At 46.9% G+C, this 19,080-nt stretch carries 18 protein-coding genes and 1 other RNA gene; 15 read left to right on the plus strand and 4 right to left on the minus strand.

The window, feature by feature from the left end; translation table 11 throughout:
• Positions 1-40: 40 nt before the first annotated feature.
• The 4 genes from ACFODW_RS01770 (at position 41) to ssrS (ending at position 2,597) form a co-directional block, all read left to right on the plus strand.
• The gene (locus ACFODW_RS01770; RefSeq protein WP_390302017.1) at positions 41-1,645 is read left to right on the plus strand and encodes an acyl-CoA synthetase; all 1,605 of its coding nucleotides are present in this window, start codon (positions 41-43) and stop codon (positions 1,643-1,645) included.
• Between the two features lie 312 nt (positions 1,646-1,957).
• Positions 1,958-2,095 (plus strand): small, acid-soluble spore protein L, encoded by a 138-nt coding sequence (gene sspL / locus ACFODW_RS01775; protein ID WP_390302020.1) that lies wholly within the window; start codon positions 1,958-1,960, stop codon positions 2,093-2,095.
• Between the two features lie 3 nt (positions 2,096-2,098).
• A complete protein-coding gene (locus ACFODW_RS01780) occupies positions 2,099-2,356 on the plus strand; it encodes a sporulation protein (protein WP_390302023.1) in 258 nt (85 codons plus the stop codon).
• A gap of 54 nt (positions 2,357-2,410) precedes the next feature.
• A non-coding RNA gene (gene ssrS, locus ACFODW_RS01785) (6S RNA) lies at positions 2,411-2,597 on the plus strand.
• A gap of 88 nt (positions 2,598-2,685) precedes the next feature.
• Here ssrS and ACFODW_RS01790 read toward each other — a convergent pair.
• Complete coding sequence (locus tag ACFODW_RS01790) at positions 2,686-2,961, minus strand: hypothetical protein (RefSeq protein ID WP_390302026.1); 276 nt, start codon at positions 2,959-2,961, stop codon at positions 2,686-2,688.
• A 179-nt stretch (positions 2,962-3,140) separates the two neighbouring features.
• Here ACFODW_RS01790 and ACFODW_RS01795 point away from each other — a divergent pair, with 179 nt between their 5' ends.
• The 4 genes from ACFODW_RS01795 (at position 3,141) to ACFODW_RS01810 (ending at position 6,606) form a co-directional block, all read left to right on the plus strand.
• Complete coding sequence (locus ACFODW_RS01795) at positions 3,141-4,583, plus strand: DHA2 family efflux MFS transporter permease subunit (protein ID WP_390302029.1); 1,443 nt, start codon at positions 3,141-3,143, stop codon at positions 4,581-4,583.
• Positions 4,584-4,668: 85 nt separating this feature from the next.
• Positions 4,669-5,043 (plus strand): cytochrome-c oxidase, encoded by a 375-nt coding sequence (locus tag ACFODW_RS01800; RefSeq protein WP_390302032.1) that lies wholly within the window; start codon positions 4,669-4,671, stop codon positions 5,041-5,043.
• A gap of 178 nt (positions 5,044-5,221) precedes the next feature.
• On the plus strand, positions 5,222-6,190 hold the full coding sequence (locus tag ACFODW_RS01805; protein ID WP_390302036.1) for a phosphotransferase enzyme family protein: 969 nt from the start codon (positions 5,222-5,224) through the stop codon (positions 6,188-6,190).
• Between the two features lie 11 nt (positions 6,191-6,201).
• A complete protein-coding gene (locus tag ACFODW_RS01810; protein WP_390302039.1) occupies positions 6,202-6,606 on the plus strand; it encodes a hypothetical protein in 405 nt (134 codons plus the stop codon).
• A gap of 332 nt (positions 6,607-6,938) precedes the next feature.
• Here ACFODW_RS01810 and ACFODW_RS01815 read toward each other — a convergent pair whose 3' ends face one another.
• The 3 genes from ACFODW_RS01815 to ACFODW_RS01825 form a co-directional block, all read right to left on the minus strand.
• On the minus strand, positions 6,939-7,247 hold the full coding sequence (locus ACFODW_RS01815) for a YrhK family protein (RefSeq protein WP_390302042.1): 309 nt from the start codon (positions 7,245-7,247) through the stop codon (positions 6,939-6,941).
• A 106-nt stretch (positions 7,248-7,353) separates the two neighbouring features.
• Positions 7,354-7,530 (minus strand): YjzC family protein, encoded by a 177-nt coding sequence (locus tag ACFODW_RS01820; protein WP_390302045.1) that lies wholly within the window; start codon positions 7,528-7,530, stop codon positions 7,354-7,356.
• A gap of 111 nt (positions 7,531-7,641) precedes the next feature.
• Complete coding sequence (locus tag ACFODW_RS01825; RefSeq protein WP_390302048.1) at positions 7,642-8,577, minus strand: NADP-dependent oxidoreductase; 936 nt, start codon at positions 8,575-8,577, stop codon at positions 7,642-7,644.
• A gap of 85 nt (positions 8,578-8,662) precedes the next feature.
• Between ACFODW_RS01825 and ACFODW_RS01830 the strand changes: the two genes are divergently transcribed.
• From ACFODW_RS01830 to ACFODW_RS01860, 7 genes are all read left to right on the plus strand, one after another.
• Positions 8,663-9,166 carry a DNA-deoxyinosine glycosylase gene (locus tag ACFODW_RS01830; protein ID WP_390302051.1) on the plus strand — a complete coding sequence of 168 codons (504 nt, stop codon included), beginning with the start codon at positions 8,663-8,665 and terminating at the stop codon, positions 9,164-9,166.
• A gap of 1,309 nt (positions 9,167-10,475) precedes the next feature.
• Positions 10,476-11,432 carry an alpha/beta hydrolase gene (locus ACFODW_RS01835; protein ID WP_390302054.1) on the plus strand — a complete coding sequence of 319 codons (957 nt, stop codon included), beginning with the start codon at positions 10,476-10,478 and terminating at the stop codon, positions 11,430-11,432.
• A gap of 1,060 nt (positions 11,433-12,492) precedes the next feature.
• Positions 12,493-13,662, plus strand: coding sequence for a glycosyltransferase family 4 protein (locus tag ACFODW_RS01840; RefSeq protein ID WP_390302057.1), 1,170 nt, complete (start codon positions 12,493-12,495; stop codon positions 13,660-13,662).
• Between the two features lie 42 nt (positions 13,663-13,704).
• A complete protein-coding gene (locus tag ACFODW_RS01845; protein WP_390302060.1) occupies positions 13,705-14,166 on the plus strand; it encodes a GtrA family protein in 462 nt (153 codons plus the stop codon).
• 312 nt (positions 14,167-14,478) lie between these two features.
• The gene (locus ACFODW_RS01850) at positions 14,479-15,567 is read left to right on the plus strand and encodes a carbamoyl phosphate synthase small subunit (protein WP_390302063.1); all 1,089 of its coding nucleotides are present in this window, start codon (positions 14,479-14,481) and stop codon (positions 15,565-15,567) included.
• Positions 15,551-18,793, plus strand: a complete 3,243-nt coding sequence (carB, locus tag ACFODW_RS01855) for a carbamoyl-phosphate synthase (glutamine-hydrolyzing) large subunit (RefSeq protein WP_390302065.1) — start codon at positions 15,551-15,553, stop codon at positions 18,791-18,793. Before ACFODW_RS01850 ends, carB begins: the two co-directional genes overlap by 17 nt.
• A gap of 82 nt (positions 18,794-18,875) precedes the next feature.
• Positions 18,876-19,080, plus strand: a 205-nt coding sequence (locus tag ACFODW_RS01860; protein ID WP_390302068.1) for a transposase, incomplete at its 3' end; no start/stop codon positions are given.

Below are 19,080 nucleotides of genomic sequence, written 5' to 3' on the forward strand. Positions count from 1 at the left end.
TCAGCACGTAGGACATCCAACAAACGGGAGGAGTGGGTGTATGGAGCTGGAAACAAACGCAAAGGATGGATTGGAGAAGACACTGGAGAGGGCGCGGAGGAATACATTGGGTGATCTGCTGGCGAGGACAAGGGAGCGTATGCCGGACAAATTCGCAATCGCTTACAAAAATATCCGCCTGAATTACGCCGAGCTGGATGACATGGTGAATCAAACGGCACAGGCTTTCCGTGCCGAGGGGATGAAAAAAGGCGATATGATTACGGTCATGTCCAAAAACAGCTTGGATTTCGTTGTCGTCAACTTTGCGCTTGCTAGGATTGGAGCAGTAATGATCCCGATCAATTATATGCTTAACAACGAGGATGTTCAATATATTGTGGAGCATGCAGAAGCGGACGGCTTTATTGCATCAGAGGAATACGCGCCCACACTGGATGCAGCGGCAGGTAGATTAGAAGTGAGACACCGCTATCTAATGGATATCTCACGGGCGGAGAGCGGGAGTCTTGCGGCATGGACACCTCTGTCACAGCTGCGGGCAGGCCGGCCGGCAAATTTCGTGGATACGGATATCCAGGATGATGACCTGGCCCATGTCCTTTATACAAGCGGGACGGAATCCAGGCCGAAGGGGGTTATGCTCACTCATAAAAGTTTAATCAGTGAATATGTGAGCAGTATCATCGATGGGAAAATGGAGGAGAGGGATGTCGCCATCCATGCGCTGCCTCTATACCATAGTGCACAGCTGCATGTCTTTTTGGGCCCTGCGATTTATCTCGGACAAAGCGGAATCATTTTGGATGCAGCTTCTCCCGAGGTCATCCTGGAGACGATCGAAAAAGAGAAAGCGAGCCAATTATTCTGCCCGCCGACTGTATGGATCGCTCTTTTGAGGCATCCCGACTTTGATAAAAGGGATCTCTCCTCCTTGGAGAAGTGCTATTATGGTGCCGCCATCATGCCGCGGGAGATTTTGAAAGAACTGGCGGAGCGGCTGCCGAATGCCAAGTTCTGGAACTTCTATGGCCAGACAGAAGTTGCCCCGCTTGCCACGGCCCTTCAGCCGGAAGATCAACTACGCAAACTGGGATCAGCAGGAGTCCCGACCCTTAATGTCCAGACCAAGATTGTGGATGATGACGATCAGGAAGTACCGCGTGGAGAAGTCGGAGAAATCGTCCACCGCACCCCTCATGCCATGAAAGGATATCTGCATGATCCGGAGAAGACGGCGGAAGCTTTCAAGGGTGGCTGGTTCCACAGCGGAGATTTGGGTGTAATGGATGAAGATGGCTATATAACAATTGTCGACCGCAAAAAAGATATGATCAATACCGGCGGAGTCAATGTGTCCAGCAGGGAAGTCGAAGAGACGATCTATCAGCTGGATGGCGTATCGGAAGTAGCAGTGATCAGTATACCGGATGCCTATTGGATCGAAGCGGTCACTGCGATTATTGTACCGAAAAAAGGAGCAGAACTCTCCAAAGAGCAGGTGATGGAGTTCTGCAGGCAAAAGTTGTCCAAATATAAAGTACCTAAGTATGTTGATTTCACGGAGGAGCTTCCCAAGAATCCAAGCGGGAAAGTATTAAAGCGCTCGCTTCGGGACCAATACGAGAAGTTGTCGGCTGAATAGATGAATGAGCACCGTTCGCAGCGGTGCTTTTTTGGTTTGTGCGCAGAGTGGGAATCGGCTGGAGCATGAATTTATCGCCAGGAGCGCGTCGGAATCGGCGGGATGGTGATTATATCGGCAGCACACACGGGGAATCAGCAGTAGCGAGAATATATCGGCAGCACGCGTGTGAAATCAGCAGGAGCCAGGTTTTATCGCCAGCACGCATGCCGAAATTGCCAGCAGCCTCATCAAAACTTTTCTCCGTGAAGTCCACAGGTGCAGGCATAGAACCGGGCATTTCTGCCAAACTATAGGATGGAGGTGTTTTCAGTGGCTAAAAATGATAATCGCAGTCAGCGGCGTGTGCATTCCAGCGTAAACCCACAGGGATTGACAGAGGACAGGGCGGATCAGCGTCCGAAATCCCAATTGGAGGATCGTGCGAAAAAGAAGAATACCAAAATTTAGAGGGTGATTCCAATCGATCATACATTGAATTATCTGCGTGAGTCATTATCCAATTATATGGATAATGAAATGTGTCAGCAGATTGTCCGCAAGATGGAGACAAACCAATATGTAAGTGAAGGGCATTTTGTTAAAGATCTGGATGAGGAAGAGATAACGTATTTAAATGATGTGTTGGAAAATGAACTGGATTATGCGAAGGGTGTCCAGCATGATATCCGGGTCAAAGAGCTTACGGAAGTATATGAACTGCTGTTTTAATTGTATGGATAAAGTTTCTATTGATTTTTGGGCTCACTCCGGGTATTATATAAATACAAGCTGCATTGTTCGTATCTAATTAAGTTTTAACCTCTAACAGATGAATAGGGAGTTTTACATCGGGATTGGAATGTCGTGCCGCCATGGAGTAGCGGAAGACAGGAAGGTTCCTGCAAACACCCACTTAGTGAAGTGGTGGTTTAAAACTTTTTATTAAAGCATACGGCAAATGTGGCTGTAACTATGATTATGACCGGGCCGGTTTCCTGAGGGAAGCCGGCCTTTTGAATTCTTGGTTTCCCCAAGCAGCAGTCAATACTGCTCTTTTTTTATGATCGGTTCTTCCGTCCGGACACTTTCCAAACCGCATAGATGGTAATCAAGGCAAGCAGCAGGATATACATAATAATCCGTTGCGACCATCCCTCTTCTATAAAGGCGATAAGAGCGGAAAGCAGGATGAGCAGATAGAATAAACTGAATGAAATTATTTCCCGATGTGGGAACTGCCTGCCCTTTCTCTTTTTATAAAGGTGCATTCCGGTTATGGTGGCGATACCGAAAAGGAAGACAATGAGCCATAGGGCATTAAAAAGAGTCAACATCCGGATTTCCTCCCTTCAGTTTTTATTGATGCTTGTGAGCTGGGCAGGTGGGATGAGTGATGGTGCGGGAATTAATGAACAGAGTATAGTATACTGGTAAACACTGCTATGTTGATTTTAACGGTAAATCGGCACAGTAAGCAAAAATATGGGCTATTGCTTGAGAGGAGGTGCAGCCATTGAGGAAGGAAGAGGTGCAGGACATCAGTAAGATCAATAAACTTCCGATTGTTGCCGTACTGATAACCGGAGCATTTCTTGCTATTTTAAATCAGACACTTTTAGCAACTGCCATACCACATATCATGGCGGATTTGAATCTTACAGAGAATACGGCCCAATGGCTGACAACTATTTTTATGCTGGTCAATGGAATCATGATACCGGTGACCGCTTTTCTTATTGAGACTTTTACGACCAGGAGGCTGTTCCTGGCAGCGATGGGCCTGTTTGCTGTTGGCACCTTGATTTGTATCGCAGCACCGAATTTTGCGGTATTGATGGTCGGGCGGATCATTCAGGCTGCCGGTGCAGGGATTATGCTGCCATTGATGATGACGGTCTTCTTGTTTATTTTCCCTATTGAGAGAAGAGGGGCGGCAATGGGGATGGTAGGACTGGTCATTGGCTTTGCTCCGGCAATGGGCCCTGTTGTTTCCGGTTGGCTGGTGGAACAATATCATTGGAAATCATTATTTTATCTGGTTTTCCCTCTTGCGGTAATTGATATAATTATTGCCTACTTTGTCATGAAAAACATTACAGAGCGGACCTTCCCGAAAGTGGATTATCTATCCATTATTCTTTCAACGGTAGGCTTCGGCGGCCTCCTATTTGGATTCAGCAGTGCCGGCAATTACGGTTGGACTGACAACGTGGTCATTGTTTCAATCTTAGTGGGAGCAGTTTCCCTGATATTTTTCATACGCAGGCAGTTCCAGCTGAAGCAGCCGATCCTGGAGTTTCGCGTATTTGAAAACCGGCTGTTTACCATCACAACTGTCATAACAATGATCGCTTTTATTGGATTGATTGGTGCGGAAACCATTTTGCCAATCTATATGCAGAGAATGGCAGGCTATACGGCTTTTGAATCTGGTCTGGTGATTATGCCGGGTGCCTTGATCATGGGCTTTATGTCCCCGATCAACGGCAGGATTTTTGACAAGTTCGGGGCCAGGTGGCTGGTGATTATCGGCCTGGTGCTCCTTACATTGACTTCTTTATTATATACCAATCTCACCGTGGACACGTCACTTACCTATTTAACGGTGGTGTTCACATTGCGGATGCTGGGCATATCCATGATCATGATGCCGGCGACGACTGCTGGCCTCAATCAGTTGTCCAAGAAAATGATCCCGCATGGTTCGGCGATGACCAATACAATGCGGCAGGTGGCAGCTTCGATAGGTACGGCAATCCTGGTCACTGTCATGACTAATTCCGCATTGAATACAGGGGAGGATGCATTGCCTTCTGAGGTGATTCACGGGGTGAATGTAGCGTTTTATGTGACAACGGCCCTGTCATTGGCTGCATTAATCCTGGCGTTCCGAATGAAAGAGACAAGGCCCGAAAAGGTGAAGCGGAAGATGCAGACGGCAGGCCAAAACCAGTAAATTGGGCAGATGGCCCGAATAATTGATTGATATCCTTCTAAAGTCCTCCTCCTTTAGCATATATTTTCCCTAAGGGGGGAGAACGATGGGGGAAAAATTGATTAAAATATCTGTTGTCTATTTCATTGTGGGGGTATCTTTTGGTTTGTACATGTCTATTTTCCATGTATATGATCTGGCGACAGTGCATGTCCATGTGAACCTGCTTGGCTGGGTGAGTCTGGCAATTGCCGGCATTTTCTATACCTTATTTCCTCATTTAGCCCTGACCACTGCAGCAAAAGTACATTTTTGGCTCCATAACCTGGGACTGCCGGTCATGATGGTTGCGCTTGCCCTTGGCATTTCTGGAGTGAGTAATCTATTCTTCCCGGTTGCCAGTATCGGTGGGATTGTAACCGTGGCCGGGATATTCTGCTTCGGATTCAATATCCTCCGTTATTTGGGAAGTAGGGCTTAAGGGTAGCGGTAAAAAATGCCTTCTCCAAAAAATATAAAAGTGCAGCATGCGCAAAGCACCTTTTAATTCTAGGAGGAGGCTTTTTTTATAGGGGAAATTTTGACCCGCATGCAGGAGATTGGACGGAAGAAACAGAATAAGTTATAGATGGTGTATCAGCAACAAGTGGGGGACAGCAATGATGGAATGGAAAGTGAAACATAGTTTAGCAGATGAAAGGTCGATCATGAAGCTCTTGGAAAGGTACAGGCTGGGCCCAATTACCAGCTGCAAATTTCTGACCAGGGGACTGAACGATGTTTATCAGATCATTACTCCCAGAAAGAATTATATTTACCGATTGTACAGGCATGGATGGAGAAGCAGGGAGGCCATCCAATTTGAATTGGAAGCCCTGCTCCATTTGAGGGGAAAACCCTACCGGCTTTCCGTGCCGGTTGCTATGGAGGATGGTTCCTACTTATCAGAAGTGCCGGCGCCAGAGGGAATTCGGTACGGTGTACTGTTCACCTATACTGATGGAGAAAGGCCGTCGATCCAACCGGAAAATACACGTTTGATTGGAGAGTCACTTGGCAAATTACATAATAATACCGATGATTTTCATCCGACAGTGGATCGGGGCTTCCAACTGGATACCGCACATTTACTGGATGAGCCTTCAGCATTCATCTTACCGTATATCCGCAAATTTTTTGGCAGGGAGACAGAAGGGGATATACAGGAAGTGGTCTCCAATCTGAAGACATGGTTGGAAAGCTTGGATCTTGAGACAGGTTTTTGCCATGGCGATTTCCATAATCATCATATGCATCTAACCGCATCCGGCTTGGAAGTATTTGATTTCGATCGATCAGCTTTTGGATACCGGGCATATGATGTAGCGGTCTCATGGTGGAATCTGCTTACTAATTATGGAGAGCAGGAAGAGGAATGCTGGGAGGCATTCTTGGAAGGTTACACGTCACAGCGCAAATTATCCAGTGATGACCTGGAAAGCCTTCCATTGTTCATTACAGCACGAAGGTTCTGGCTTCTTGGCACAATGCTCCAAAACCAAGACGTTTGGGGAACGAACTGGATCACCGAGAAATCTTGGGAGCTCTTTGTGCTGCAAGTGAAGACAGACATGATCAGGAAATTGTAAGAGGTGAGGAAATGGAATCAGTGCCATTATCATTGTGGATCATATTTTGTTTATTTCTATTGGCAACATTGGCAAGTGCTGTCTATTGCATTGTCCGGGGAAGGAGCTTGAATCTTTCTTATTTAACAGTAGTCATCACCCTGGCTTTACCGGTGATTAGTCTCTTGTTTGCAGCTCAGCGTCCGAGAGACATGACGGAGTGGGGCTATTTCTGGTCTCAACTGGTGGGAGGGAATATATTGGCTGTATTGATTCTGGCCAGCCTCCTCTATTTGGGTGCTTGGTGGCTCCGATTATTTGAGGGGGAGAAGTATGTTGTTGCTTGGTACAGGGAACTGCGGAACAGGATGGGAAAGAAAGATGAAACGGCTAAAGAAAGAAGGTCCAGACAGGGGAAAACACGGGATGGTACGTAAGGGTGCATGAGTTAGCTGTAGACAGGCGGAAAACTTTCTAATGTGAGCGGTAATATATGAAGAGGTTGTAATCCAAAAGAAATTCCTGGGAATCCCCGCTTCGGAAATATACTCCGCTTTCTGCGGGCGGCTGGTGAGCCACCTTGAGCTTATCGCACTGCGGTGTCTCATCTAGGCCTGTCCTCCCGTCGGAGTCTGCGTATATTTCCTCCGCTGTATACTGTGGCCCTATCTTTTAGGTTAGACAAACATAAGTTATGTCCCAGCCACCAACTTTCCATTTTATGATATGTAGGACTCCCAGGGGAAATAAAGGGAGATACAGGAGGTACTTATTTATCCACTTCTGAATCGGTTTCCTCTTTTTTTGTTCCATAGATCCAGGTCTTGCGGATAATCTTGAGAATCGGACGGATGGTGAGAGAAAGACTCCCAAGCAGATAAGCGATATTTCCGTATAAGTCGGTAGCATCCCAAAAGTTCAGGATACTTCCGGTAACAAAAGACACCCCGACAAGAATATCACCAATAAGCTGCAAGGTTGCATACTTCTCGGTGAAGTAAATTTTAAATGGACCCTGGACAACTTCCAGGTCATAACGATCATCTTTCTCCCTGGTTTTTATCTTTGGTAATAGCACTATGTTTCTCCTCCTCATTTCTTCCATATACAATAACTTTATCTTTTAGGTTGAACAATCCAACATAGGTAACCCCCCTGCAAGAGGCAGGAGGGAATGATTGCGATTATGCTTTTACCCAGTATGCTGCTTCATGCTCGGATGGTGATGGCGGAAACTGATCGCCTTTACTAATTTCAATGGTGGTATCATCATTGCTTGTATTGCCATTGGCAAGACTGTCTACTTTATACTTGCCGCTTTCCGGTGCATTTTCACCAGTCTTATATCTGTTCTCTGCCATATTTTCCACCCCCGTAAATGATTTATAGAAAAGATGTGGAGCATCCTTTCTTGCAATACATATATCACTATTTCAAGGGGCTTAAACATTTCTGTTAATTCACAATTTCACTTACTTAATGTTAATGACGATTTTACCCTTGGCATGTCCGGATTCACTCAGCTTATGCGCTTCTTTGACGCCTTCTTCTGTAAGCGGGAACTTGTGGCCTACATGGGATTTGACTTCCCCGGTCACCATAAGGGCAGCGATTTCTGCCAATTGTCTGCCGTCCGGTTCAAGCCAATGGAAGCCGGACTTGATCCGCTTAGCTGCTCCGGCAGTCTCTTCTGGCGGCTCTACGATGGATACGAGCTTTCCGCCTTCCTTAAGGACAGAGAAGCTCTTTTGCTGTGCTTCACCGCCAAGCGTGTCCACAACAATATCAAAGTCTTCCAATGCCTGTTCAAAGTCTTCTTCCTGGTAATTGATGAATTGATCAGCGCCAAGTTCTTTGACGAATTCCTCATTCCGTCCGCTGGCAGTAGTGGCTACGTAGGCGCCAAAATGCTTGGCCAGCTGGATAGCATAGCTTCCGACACCACCCGAGCCTGCATGGATCAGGACCTTATCTCCTTTTTTGACATTCGAAAAATCGACGAGGCACTGCCAAGCTGTCAGGGCTGTAAGCGGTGCAGCTGCCGCTTCCTCATAGCTGATTTCTTCTGGGATCCTCGCCAGCAGGTTTTCGTCAACGACCGTGTATTCTGCGTAAGTGCCCCTATTGGTAGTGTCCGGCCTTGCGAAGACCCGGTCACCGACAGCAAAATTCTTCACCTGGCTTCCAACTCCAGCTACTACGCCTGCAGCATCCCAGCCCAGAATAATCGGGAAGTCAAACGGCAGCTTTTCCTGCAGATAACCTTCCCGTGCTTTCCAGTCGATCGGATTGACAGAGGTCGCATGCATTTCCACTAATACCTGTTTCTCCCCAAGGTCAGGGGTAGGCATCTCCTGTTCCTTCAGCTTGCTGACATTGCCATATTCATTGATAACAATGGCTTTCATTTGCCACACTCCCTTCTTGATGTTTCTGCATATGGTATTCCCGGGAAAAACATGTTTTAATCAAAGACAGAAAAGGAGGATGATGATGGCGGAAAAACTCCGTTCGTTCGCACCAGTTTTGCCTGCTGAACCGAAAGTGCTTATTCTTGGCTCTATGCCGGGAGGAATGTCACTTGAAAAGCAGGAGTATTACGGGAACCCGCGGAACCATTTTTGGGATCTGCTATTTGAACTTTTTAATGAACAGCCGATGAAGGATTACCAGGAAAAGCTGGAATTTGTCAAACGCAACCATATTGCTTTGTGGGACACAATAGGAACCTGTTACCGGGAAGGGAGTTTGGATGCAAACATCATTGATGAGGTGCCGAATGACATCCCCGGCCTCTTGAAGGAATACCCGTCGATCCGGCTGATTGCCTGTAATGGAACCAAATCCTATCAGACGTTTCGGAGGAATTTTAAGGATGAGGTTACGGAAGGTGTCGATGTTGTGAAGCTGCCGTCGACCAGCCCTATTCCTGGAAGGTACACGAAAACATTCGAAGGCAAGGTGGAGGCATGGAGCATCCTGCTTGATTATCTGTAAAAGGGTTTGCACTGGACAGCTGGTGGAATAGATGAACAGGAGGCTTTTATTCAATAGGAAGGAAGTAAGGCATTCCAAGATTCATTTGTGATATAATGTGGTTAATGATTGACACTCCCACGGCTAAAACCGCAAGCTCTAATCCTTCTGATTCGAGTGGGATTCTAAAGTACCTTAACGTCCGCAATCCATTTCTGTTTTGGACAGGTCTTTAGATGGGGGTGTGCCATCACCCTTCCCATGACAGACCATATAGGTTCATGGGCTACGCTACTATGACCATAGCGTACAGCTTTTTCGTTCGTATGTGTTTTATCGTCTTGTGCTTGACGACACATATTGTTTTACCGATAGCATGAATTCGGCTATCGAACCTTTTACAATATCTATTTTTTCAATGAACGAGAATGTTTTAGAGACTTTTGCTTGTCTATATGCCAAGTATAGCATATTTTCTGACAATTAAGGTAGCAAAAGCTACCCCTTGTCTGACCTCACTATCATTCCATGTCTAAAGACGAGTTACGCCCTGCACGGGCTTTCTCGTTCGGAAAATCTGTAAGGCATGGAAGATTACCATCGTGCATAACATGATATGGAGCCGTAAGCTCCACCTTACGGCCCCGAAAGACAGTATCAATTCATGCAGGCTCTTCGGGAACGAAAAAAAGTAATGATCCCTACAGATGTTTCTCTGGGATGATTACTTTTTTTCACGGCTGTTTACAATTAACAAGACTAGCGTGGAAAACAGAAACATCAGTTCCAGCGTTCTGTCAATTGGAATCACGCGCTCAACCCCTTCCATTGGGGGATTGAGCCTGCATGACTGCACTGTCTGTCCGTTCATTATACTATATATTGTTGGTAAAAGATGTAATTTCCCTTAAAATGGTAAAATATTCACATAGGTCTGTCATTTATGATTATTTTGAATCATTAGATTTCTGGGGCGTCTATGCTTGTACATTTATATGTGCTGATCCGTAAAACGGGGTTCTCTGACATCAGCTCCGCCAATTCCAGGTCCCCCTTTAACACCTGCCCGCCGGCTGCCGGAAGAAAAGTAATTAGATGTTAGCCATCCCTCTTATATCCTCAATCGTTTTGGCATTCCCAAAAAATTGGCAGCTTCTGAGATTCAAAAATTATGGATCGCTGCAAAAGGAAAGATTGCTAGAAGCTAATTGATTAGCAGGTGGGGGAACCTTCGGGAAAGTCTACGCTGTAAAGAAATACCACCGGATTTTTTCCTGCAGAAATCTGGTTATCTAGTATAATAGATGCATAAGAGCAAGGGGGGGAAGCAGTGAAGAAGAAATTCTGGTTAAAAACGGGTATAGGGCTTTTCGTTGCCCTTTTCATTATAAATACAGTTGCCGGCTTCTATTTTTATGATCTAGCAATCGAGCGGAATGTAAAAGATTTCCTGGTCGGCAATTCCGATTTGGAAGTATCTGCAGAAACGATGGATGTTCTTTTGGAGGGCGGATGGCGTGAATGGACGGCCGCTCAGGATTTTGAGCAATGGGAATTGGAGACACATGACGGGTTGACGCTTCAGGGCTACTACCTGGAAGCGGATGAGCCGACAGATAAAACGGTTATATTCGCTCATGGGTATCTCGGCAGGGGTACGGATATGGGACTGTATGGAGAATATTATCATGAGGAGCTTGGCTATAACATCTTTACGGCAGATATGCGTGGCCATGGAAACAGTGAAGGCGAATATATCGGCTTCGGCTGGCATGACCGCCTGGATTATCTGGGATGGATAGATCAGGCAATCGAGAAACTGGGGGATGATGCTGATATCGTCCTGCATGGTGTTTCGATGGGGGCGGCTACCATGCTCATGACCAGTGGAGAGGATCTGCCGGACAATGTGCAGGCAGTAGTGGCCGACAGCCCCTATACCAGTGTATATGATTTGTTTGATTACCAACTGGAGCGCATGTTCCATCTTCCGGATATACCAGTTCTGCCAAGTACAGGAATGGTGACGAAGGTGAGGGCTGGATACACTTTGAAGGAAGCATCTGCCTTGGAACAGGTGAAAAAGACAGAGATTCCCATCCTGTATATCCATGGCAAGGACGATACCTTTGTGCCGACGGCGATGGCGGAAGAGCTCCATGCAAATACGAACAGCGAGTCCGAGCTGGTTCTGTTTGACGATTCCAGCCATGGCGAGGCGTTTGTTATCCATCGGGAGAGATATGTGGAGGAATTGAAGGAGTTTCTGGCTAAACATATCGATTGATTCAGGACTCTTGAATTGTGCTGGTGAATTGGTGAAGCTAACTTGAAATCTTGTTTAGTCGAAAATCCTTCGCTGCGGAAATATGCTTCGCTTTCCGCGGGCGGCTGGCGAGCCACCTTGTGTTTCGCACTGCGCTGTCTCGCCTAGGCCTGTCCTCCCGCAGGAGTCTGCGCATATTTCCTCCGCTGGTTGGCGGATCACTTGTCTGTTGCGTTGGACAGTTGGATTATGTCCTTATCTTTTTCTTATAAGACAATAAAGAAAAAATATATGGAGATAAATCCTTCGCTGCGGAAATATGCTTCGCTTTCCGCGGGCGGCTGGTGAGCCATCTTGTGCTTCGCACTGCGCTGTCTCGCCTAGGCCTGTACTCCCGCAGGAGTCTGCGCATATTTCCTCTGCTGGTTGGCGGATCACTTGTCTGTTGCGTTGGACAGTTGGATTATGTCCGGGCCTTTCTCTTATAAGACAAAAGAATAAATATATAAGTCGCCGGGCACTGTTTCTGTAGACCGGCGAAGAACATTTTCTTTGTAATGGAAGGAATGTTTGCAAAAGGGAAAATTAAGTGATACTTTTTTAAGTAAATAGGAAAATTGTTAGAGAACGCATAGAATGTGAAGAGTGATTCCATAACTAGGAACAATCATGTCCCGCTCAAGGTCTGGCGAAATTTTCACCTAAAGCGCTGTCTAAGACAAGCCGGCCTTCGCTCCATATTGAAGCACAGCCAGTATGGAGCGAACCGTCCTTTCTCATTAAGCAAATGAGTCAAAAATGTTTACGTCAGATAAGGGCGGGGAATAAGGGATTGTTAAGAAATTGCTGCTTGGCAAGAAAATAAGAGGCGGCAGACAATATAGGAGTGGGAATAAAAGTGGGGGCGGTTGGCTAAATAGCCAGCTCTCCTGAAAATTTACCGGGAAAGATTTGTACATATGAAGGTTTCTTCCTCGGACTAATTTTCGCCTTCCTAAGCTAACAGCTTACCGTATGTCCAACCTCTTTCTTACAGACCAAATTCTCCTATAATCAATCACGAAGGAAGGAAGTGGCTTCCATGAAAATCGCGATAATAACCGAGACATTCCTCCCTTCCACAGATGGGGTTGTTACCCGCTTGGTTCATTCGATCAGGTATTTCCTTCACCAGGGCCATGATGTCCGTGTCATTGCACCTGATCTGGGAGTGGATGAGTTTGAAGGGGCGAAGGTGGACGGTGTAAAACCAAGGACCCTGCCAATTTACCGGTCGAAAAAATTCGCCCTGCCGACTAGAAGGGTGAGGAAAATGCTCAAGGAATATGACCCGGATGTCGTCCATGTAGTCAACCCTGCGCTCTTGGGAGTATCAGGGGTGCGTTATGCAAAACAGCTCGGGTATCCATTGGTGGCATCCTATCATACGCATGTCCCGAGATATTTGGACTATTATAATCTCGGTATGTTTAAAGGATTGCTTTGGTGGTATTTTCGTAAACTACATAACCAAGCCGATTTGAACCTCTGCACGTCAAAGGCTGTCAAAGATGAACTGGACGAAAAGGACTTCCATCATGTGCATGTATGGAAGCGCGGTGTCGATACGGAAATGTTCCATCCTGACCGGTTTGACTCCGATATGAGGGAAAGGCTTTCCGGCGGGCAGCCGGAGAAAAAGCTCCTTCTCTTTGTAGGAAGACTGGCCGCAGAGAAGGAAATCGAGAAAATCAGATCGGTTCTGGATGCCTCCGATGAGTTTGTGCTGGCAATAGTTGGGGATGGACCGCATCGCCAGGAGCTGGAAGAGTATTTTTCCAACACGAACACTGTATTCACCGGTTTCTTACATGGGGAAGACTTGGCGAAGGCGTTCGCTTCTTCTGACGTGTTTGTATTCCCATCCACTACGGAGACCTTGGGACTGGTGATTATGGAGGCCATGGCTTCCGGACTTCCGATTGTCGCTGCTAAGAGCGGACCGACCTGTGAACAGATCGAGGATTATCGGACAGGCCTATTGTACGATAAAAATCGACCGGATGACTTTAAGGAGACGGTTCTGAAATTCAGGGATGAAACATTAAGGAAGCGCCTGTCTTCCGCCGCCCATCAGGATATTGCGGAAATGGGCTGGGACATCCAGTCGAAACAGGCACTCGAGCTTTACCAAAAGGTGGCACACATAAATGATGAATCGCTAGAGCAGTCTAAAGGAAAGACAGCCGGAATCAGTACAGGAAATGATTGATCCGGCAGATGACTCCGACTGGCGACAGGCATGAGGGATTCGATGGAAAATGGAAAGCGAAAGAAAGGCCCATTTCAATTTCTTCAATTCAGTATGATCGGTTTTTCCAATGCGGCGATAGATATTGGAACATTGAATCTGCTGCTGATCCTCTTTCAGACGGACGAGCGCGGCTGGTTGATTGCTTTCAATACCATAGCCTATACACTGGCAGTGGCCAATAGTTATTTTTGGAATGCAAGTTTTACATTCCGGAGGTCCGCTAAAGGAAGCGGCAGGCAGCGCATCTTGTTTATTGTACAGGGGGCCGTTAGCCTTGGCGTCAATAATCTTATGTTCCTAGTATTTAATGAGATATTGATATGGATCGGCTTACCTTCCTGGCTGCTTTATAACATCTCCAAGGGGATCGCCATGGCTATGTCCTTCACCGCCAGTTTTTTTATGATGAAATATGTGGTGTTCAGGGATGCGAAAAAACATTATATAGAAGAGGGCAAATAACAGACCGGGCATGCATGCGTATGTCCGGTCTGTTTTATATTTCAGGAAACATTCCTCCCTTAGAAAGCAGCAGCAAAGTCGGGTAGCCGCTTGTCTGGCGCCCTTAGCTAAGGATCCATATTTCCCATAAGAAGGCGAATGGATGAAACGGGCCATTATGCTGTTACATATAAAATGAATAAATATGCAAAAAATATAATAAATATACTTGCATAATTAATGATGTAGTTTTATACTAATGAATAATTCACTGGAAATTTGGAAAGCTTCCAAAGCTTTTATGAATATATCGGAATCAGAGGGGGATACATCATGACAAAAGGTTATCTCATACTGGAAACCGGCGAGGAATTTGCCGGCGACTGGATTGGGGAGGAGAAGGAAATCGCAGGAGAGGTTGTATTCAATACGAGCATGACGGGGTATCAGGAGATGTTGACAGATCCATCCTATGCCGGACAGATCCTGACTTTTTGCTATCCCCTGATCGGGAATTACGGGATAAGTGCAAATAATGAAGAAAGCAATCAACCTGCCGTTTCAGCAGTAATATCAAGTGAAGCCTGTGAGGAACCGAGCCATTATGAATCAGAGACATCATTTTCTGCCGAGTTGAAGAAAGCAGGAATTCCCGGTTTGGCCCAGGTTGATACAAGGGCGTTGGTTGCTGCCATCCGTAAACACCGGACGGTCCGGGGGAAACTGGTTTTCTCAAGCGACAAGCAGATCAGCGGATGGGGCGAATACCCCGATGGTGCGCTTGTAAGAGGGGTGTCGGTCACAGAGCCGGAAGTGTATGGAAAGGGAGAACAGCATATAGTCATGATGGATTTCGGCTATAAAAAGTCCATTCTTGATTATCTGCTTAAACAGGAGTGTAAGGTAACGGTGGTTCCTTACCATACTACCGCTGAACAGATCAAAAATCTCGACCCGGATGGCATCGTGTTGAGCAACGGACCAGGAGATCCAGAGGAATTGAAGGGAATCTATCCGGTAATTAAAGAATTGACGGAAACCTACCCTACCCTTGGAATCTGTCTTGGCCACCAGTTGATCGCACTCGCCTATGGAGCGGAAACCGAAAAGATGCCATTCGGACACCGGGGAGGAAACCATCCGGTCAAGGATGTATTAACCGGCAAGGTATGCATGACCTCCCAGAATCATGGCTACGTCGTGAAGGAAGAGAGTCTGGACAGCGCTGAATTTGAAGTCCTGTTCCGGAATGTAAATGACAAATCCTTGGAAGGAATACGGCATGTGAGCCTTCCTGTCCAGTCTGTCCAGTTCCACCCAGAGGCCCATCCTGGCCCGAGTGATACAGAATATATCTTCACGGAGTTTATACAGCAGGTCACCAATGCCAAAGGAGGGGCAGCATATGCAGAAGCAAAATAATCTGAAGAAAGTGCTGGTGATCGGTTCAGGGCCGATCGTCATCGGGCAGGCGGCAGAATTCGACTATGCAGGGACACAGGCCTGCCTTGCATTGAAAGAGGAAGGGATGGAAGTAGTCCTCGTTAATAACAATCCGGCAACCATCATGACCGATAAGCAAATTGCCGATCATGTCTACATGGAGCCGCTGGAGACGGAGATGCTTGAAACCATCATTGCAAAGGAACGGCCGGACGGCATGATCGGGACCCTGGGCGGACAGACGGGGTTGAATCTAACGGTCGATTTGTATGAAAAAGGAATTTTGGAAAAGTATGGAGTGGAATTACTCGGCACTTCTGTTGAATCCATCAAGAAAGGGGAGGACCGGGATGAATTCCGCCAATTGATGATTGATATCGAGGAACCGATCGCCGAATCGGAAATCGTAGAAACAGTGGAGGATGGAATCAACTTTGCCGACAAGATCGGCTATCCGGTAATCCTCCGTCCTGCATACACCCTTGGCGGAGAAGGCGGCGGCTTTGCCGATAATCGGGAAGAGCTGGCCCACATGCTCAAGCGCGGCCTTTCCTTAAGCCCCATCCATCAGGTGCTGGTGGAAAAAAGCATCAAGGGATGGAAAGAAGTGGAATACGAAGTGATGCGGGATGCCAATGATACATGCATCATCGTCTGCAATATGGAGAATATGGATCCGGTCGGTGTCCATACCGGTGATTCGATTGTCGTGGCTCCTTCCCAGACATTGTCAGATGTCCAGTATCAGATGCTCCGAACCGCTTCATTGAAAGTCATCCGGGCTCTCGATGTGGTTGGAGGATGCAACATCCAGTTCGCCCTTCACCCTGAGTCCAATGAATATTGTATTATTGAGGTCAACCCGAGGGTGAGCCGTTCATCGGCGCTTGCATCCAAGGCAACCGGTTATCCGATTGCCAGAATTGCCGCCAAGTGTGCGGCCGGGCAAATGCTTGATGAAATACCTAACCCGATTACCGGCAATACCTTTGCCTCCTTTGAGCCTGCATTGGATTATGTGGTAGTGAAGCTGCCCCGTTTTCCATTTGATAAGTTCACAGAAGCAGATCGTACGTTAGGAACACAGATGAAGGCAACCGGGGAAGTCATGGCCATTGACCGGTCGTTTGAAGGCGCATTGAACAAGGCGTTAAGATCCCTGGAGATGAATGTGAATAGTCTCCTTTGGCCTGGCATGGAGTCCAAATCAGAGGAAGATTTGGAAGAACTGCTGGAGAACCCGAATGATTTAAGGCTGTTTGCACTGGGAGAGGCTATTAGACGCGGCTGGACGTTGGAAAAGGTGAAGGATTGCACGGAAATCGATTATTGGTTCCTATATAAGCTGCAACGGATCATTGACTGTGAAAAAGATCTCCAGGAAGACAGCTGGCCACATCTATCCTTGGAAAAACTCTGGGAAGCAAAACGCTATAACATAAGTGATGAGCGGATTGCCGAACTGTTGGATACGACATCCAGAGAAGTCAGAAAAGCATATAAGAAGTATTCTATCCAACCTGCATATAAACTGGTGGATACCTGTGCCGGCGAGTTTGATGCCGTTACACCGTATTATTATTCCACATGGCAGGGCCAGGATGAAGTGCCTGACGATCACGGCAAAAAGATCCTGGTGCTTGGGTCAGGCCCCATCCGAATCGGGCAGGGAGTGGAGTTCGACTACTGCTCGGTGCACGCAGCCTTAGCTGTAAAACAGATGGGCTATGAAGTGGTGGTCATCAATAATAACCCGGAAACAGTAAGTACCGATTACTCGATTGCCGACCGTCTTTATTTTGAACCTTTGGCACTGGAAGATGTGCTTGCGGTCATTGAAAAGGAAAAAGTGGAAGGGGTTCTTGTCCAATTTGGCGGCCAGACAGCAATCAATCTAGCGAATGACCTGGAAGCAGAAGGTGTACGGGTGCTCGGAACGACACCGGAAAATATCGATCGTGCAGAAGACCGAGAACAATTCTATGATATTCTCGATGAATTGGGCATTGCACATATTGAGGGGCATATCGTCCATAATGCCAAGGAATTATCCAGCTCTGCCTATGAGTTAGGTTTTCCTGTACTGATCAGGCCTTCCTATGTTATCGGCGGCCAATCGATGTTCATCTGCTATAACGCAGAAGAATTGGATAAGTGCCTGAAACGGATCCAGGAAGATACCCATGGCCGTGGATGGCCGCTGCTGATCGACCAGTATATCTCTGGTTTGGAATGTGAGATGGATGTCATCAGTGATGGAAAGGACATCGTGGTGCCAGGCATTTTTGAACATATCGAGAAGGCGGGTGTCCATTCAGGAGACAGTATGACATATCTACCGCCGGTTACACTCACCGAAGAAGTGAAACAGGAAATGGTGGAAATCGCCCGGAAAATCAGCAGGAAACTGCCGGTGGTTGGAATGATGAATATCCAGTTTGTTCTGGACCGCGGAACCATCTATGTCCTCGAGGTCAATCCTCGTTCGTCCAGAACGGTGCCGATCCTCAGTAAAGTGACGGATGTTCCGATGATTGAATGGGCGGTGAAAGCTCAGTTGGGCGTTCCATTGGCGGGCATCACCGAACAGCTTGACCTGTTGGAGGAGCCGACCTACTATACCGTCAAAGCTCCGATATTCTCGGCGAATAAACTGAAAGGGGTCGACCATGTCATGGGGCCCGAGATGAAATCGACCGGAGAGATTATCGGATTGGGCTATACGGAAAAGGAAGCACTAAGAAAAGTGGATGCCGCATTTGGCAATATTATGCCGGAACGAGAGCCTGGAAAACCGACCCGGTTATTCGTTTCCATCTCTGATCGGATGAAAGAAGAAAGTGCCCAGCTGCTTGCAGATTTTATCAAAACCGGCGTGGAAATCACTGCCACTAAAGGAACTGCATCATTCCTGGAGAGTAAAGGGATTCATGTGGAACAGATTCTGGATGGCCAGGCGGAAATTACAGAGGCCTGGCAGGAAATAGTGCCGGATATCGTGCTGAATATTCCAAGCGTAGGCAGGGAAAAAGGGAAAGCAGGATTCCTTGTCCGTGAATTGGCGGTCAGCCATCAGGTGCCATATTTCACCAGTCTGGATACCTTCCGTGCTGCAGCAGGATTGCTGGCAGAGGAAGAGCCTCCACTTTCAGCCCATTCGCTGCGTGAATATACCAGCATGCTGAAAGCAGGGCAGACAGTCTGAACCATATAGCAAAAAAGACCCGCACGGCTGAAGTGCACCCCAAAAGTTAGAGTCAAAAATCTAACTTTTGGGGTGTTTTATTATGGCAAAGTATAGTTCCACATTTAAGCTTCAAGTTGTGCGGGAATATCTTGATGGGCCACTCGGGTACAGGTTATTGGCAAGCAAGTATGGAATTAAGTCAAGTACACAGCTTAGAAATTGGGTGAGCGTATACAAGAAACACGGCGCAGCCGGTTTAAATAGAAAGACAATCAAAGAGGCTTATTCTGTTCAATTTAAGATGG

This window comes from Virgibacillus sediminis, assembly GCF_042643265.1.
Classification (GTDB): domain Bacteria; phylum Bacillota; class Bacilli; order Bacillales; family Amphibacillaceae; genus Virgibacillus_O; species Virgibacillus_O sediminis.

What these genes read in the sequence shown, in the direction of transcription:
- ACFODW_RS01770 (WP_390302017.1), top strand. Translation starts at nt 41, where the DNA reads ATGGAGCTGGAAACAAACGCAAAGGATGGATTGGAGAAGACACTGGAG.
- ACFODW_RS01790 (WP_390302026.1), bottom strand. Translation starts at nt 2,961, where the DNA reads ATGTTGACTCTTTTTAATGCCCTATGGCTCATTGTCTTCCTTTTCGGT.
- ACFODW_RS01800 (WP_390302032.1), top strand. Translation starts at nt 4,669, where the DNA reads ATGGGGGAAAAATTGATTAAAATATCTGTTGTCTATTTCATTGTGGGG.
- ACFODW_RS01805 (WP_390302036.1), top strand. Translation starts at nt 5,222, where the DNA reads ATGATGGAATGGAAAGTGAAACATAGTTTAGCAGATGAAAGGTCGATC.
- ACFODW_RS01810 (WP_390302039.1), top strand. Translation starts at nt 6,202, where the DNA reads ATGGAATCAGTGCCATTATCATTGTGGATCATATTTTGTTTATTTCTA.
- ACFODW_RS01820 (WP_390302045.1), bottom strand. Translation starts at nt 7,530, where the DNA reads ATGGCAGAGAACAGATATAAGACTGGTGAAAATGCACCGGAAAGCGGC.
- ACFODW_RS01825 (WP_390302048.1), bottom strand. Translation starts at nt 8,577, where the DNA reads ATGAAAGCCATTGTTATCAATGAATATGGCAATGTCAGCAAGCTGAAG.
- ACFODW_RS01830 (WP_390302051.1), top strand. Translation starts at nt 8,663, where the DNA reads ATGGCGGAAAAACTCCGTTCGTTCGCACCAGTTTTGCCTGCTGAACCG.
- ACFODW_RS01840 (WP_390302057.1), top strand. Translation starts at nt 12,493, where the DNA reads ATGAAAATCGCGATAATAACCGAGACATTCCTCCCTTCCACAGATGGG.
- ACFODW_RS01845 (WP_390302060.1), top strand. Translation starts at nt 13,705, where the DNA reads ATGGAAAATGGAAAGCGAAAGAAAGGCCCATTTCAATTTCTTCAATTC.
- ACFODW_RS01850 (WP_390302063.1), top strand. Translation starts at nt 14,479, where the DNA reads ATGACAAAAGGTTATCTCATACTGGAAACCGGCGAGGAATTTGCCGGC.
- carB (WP_390302065.1), top strand. Translation starts at nt 15,551, where the DNA reads ATGCAGAAGCAAAATAATCTGAAGAAAGTGCTGGTGATCGGTTCAGGG.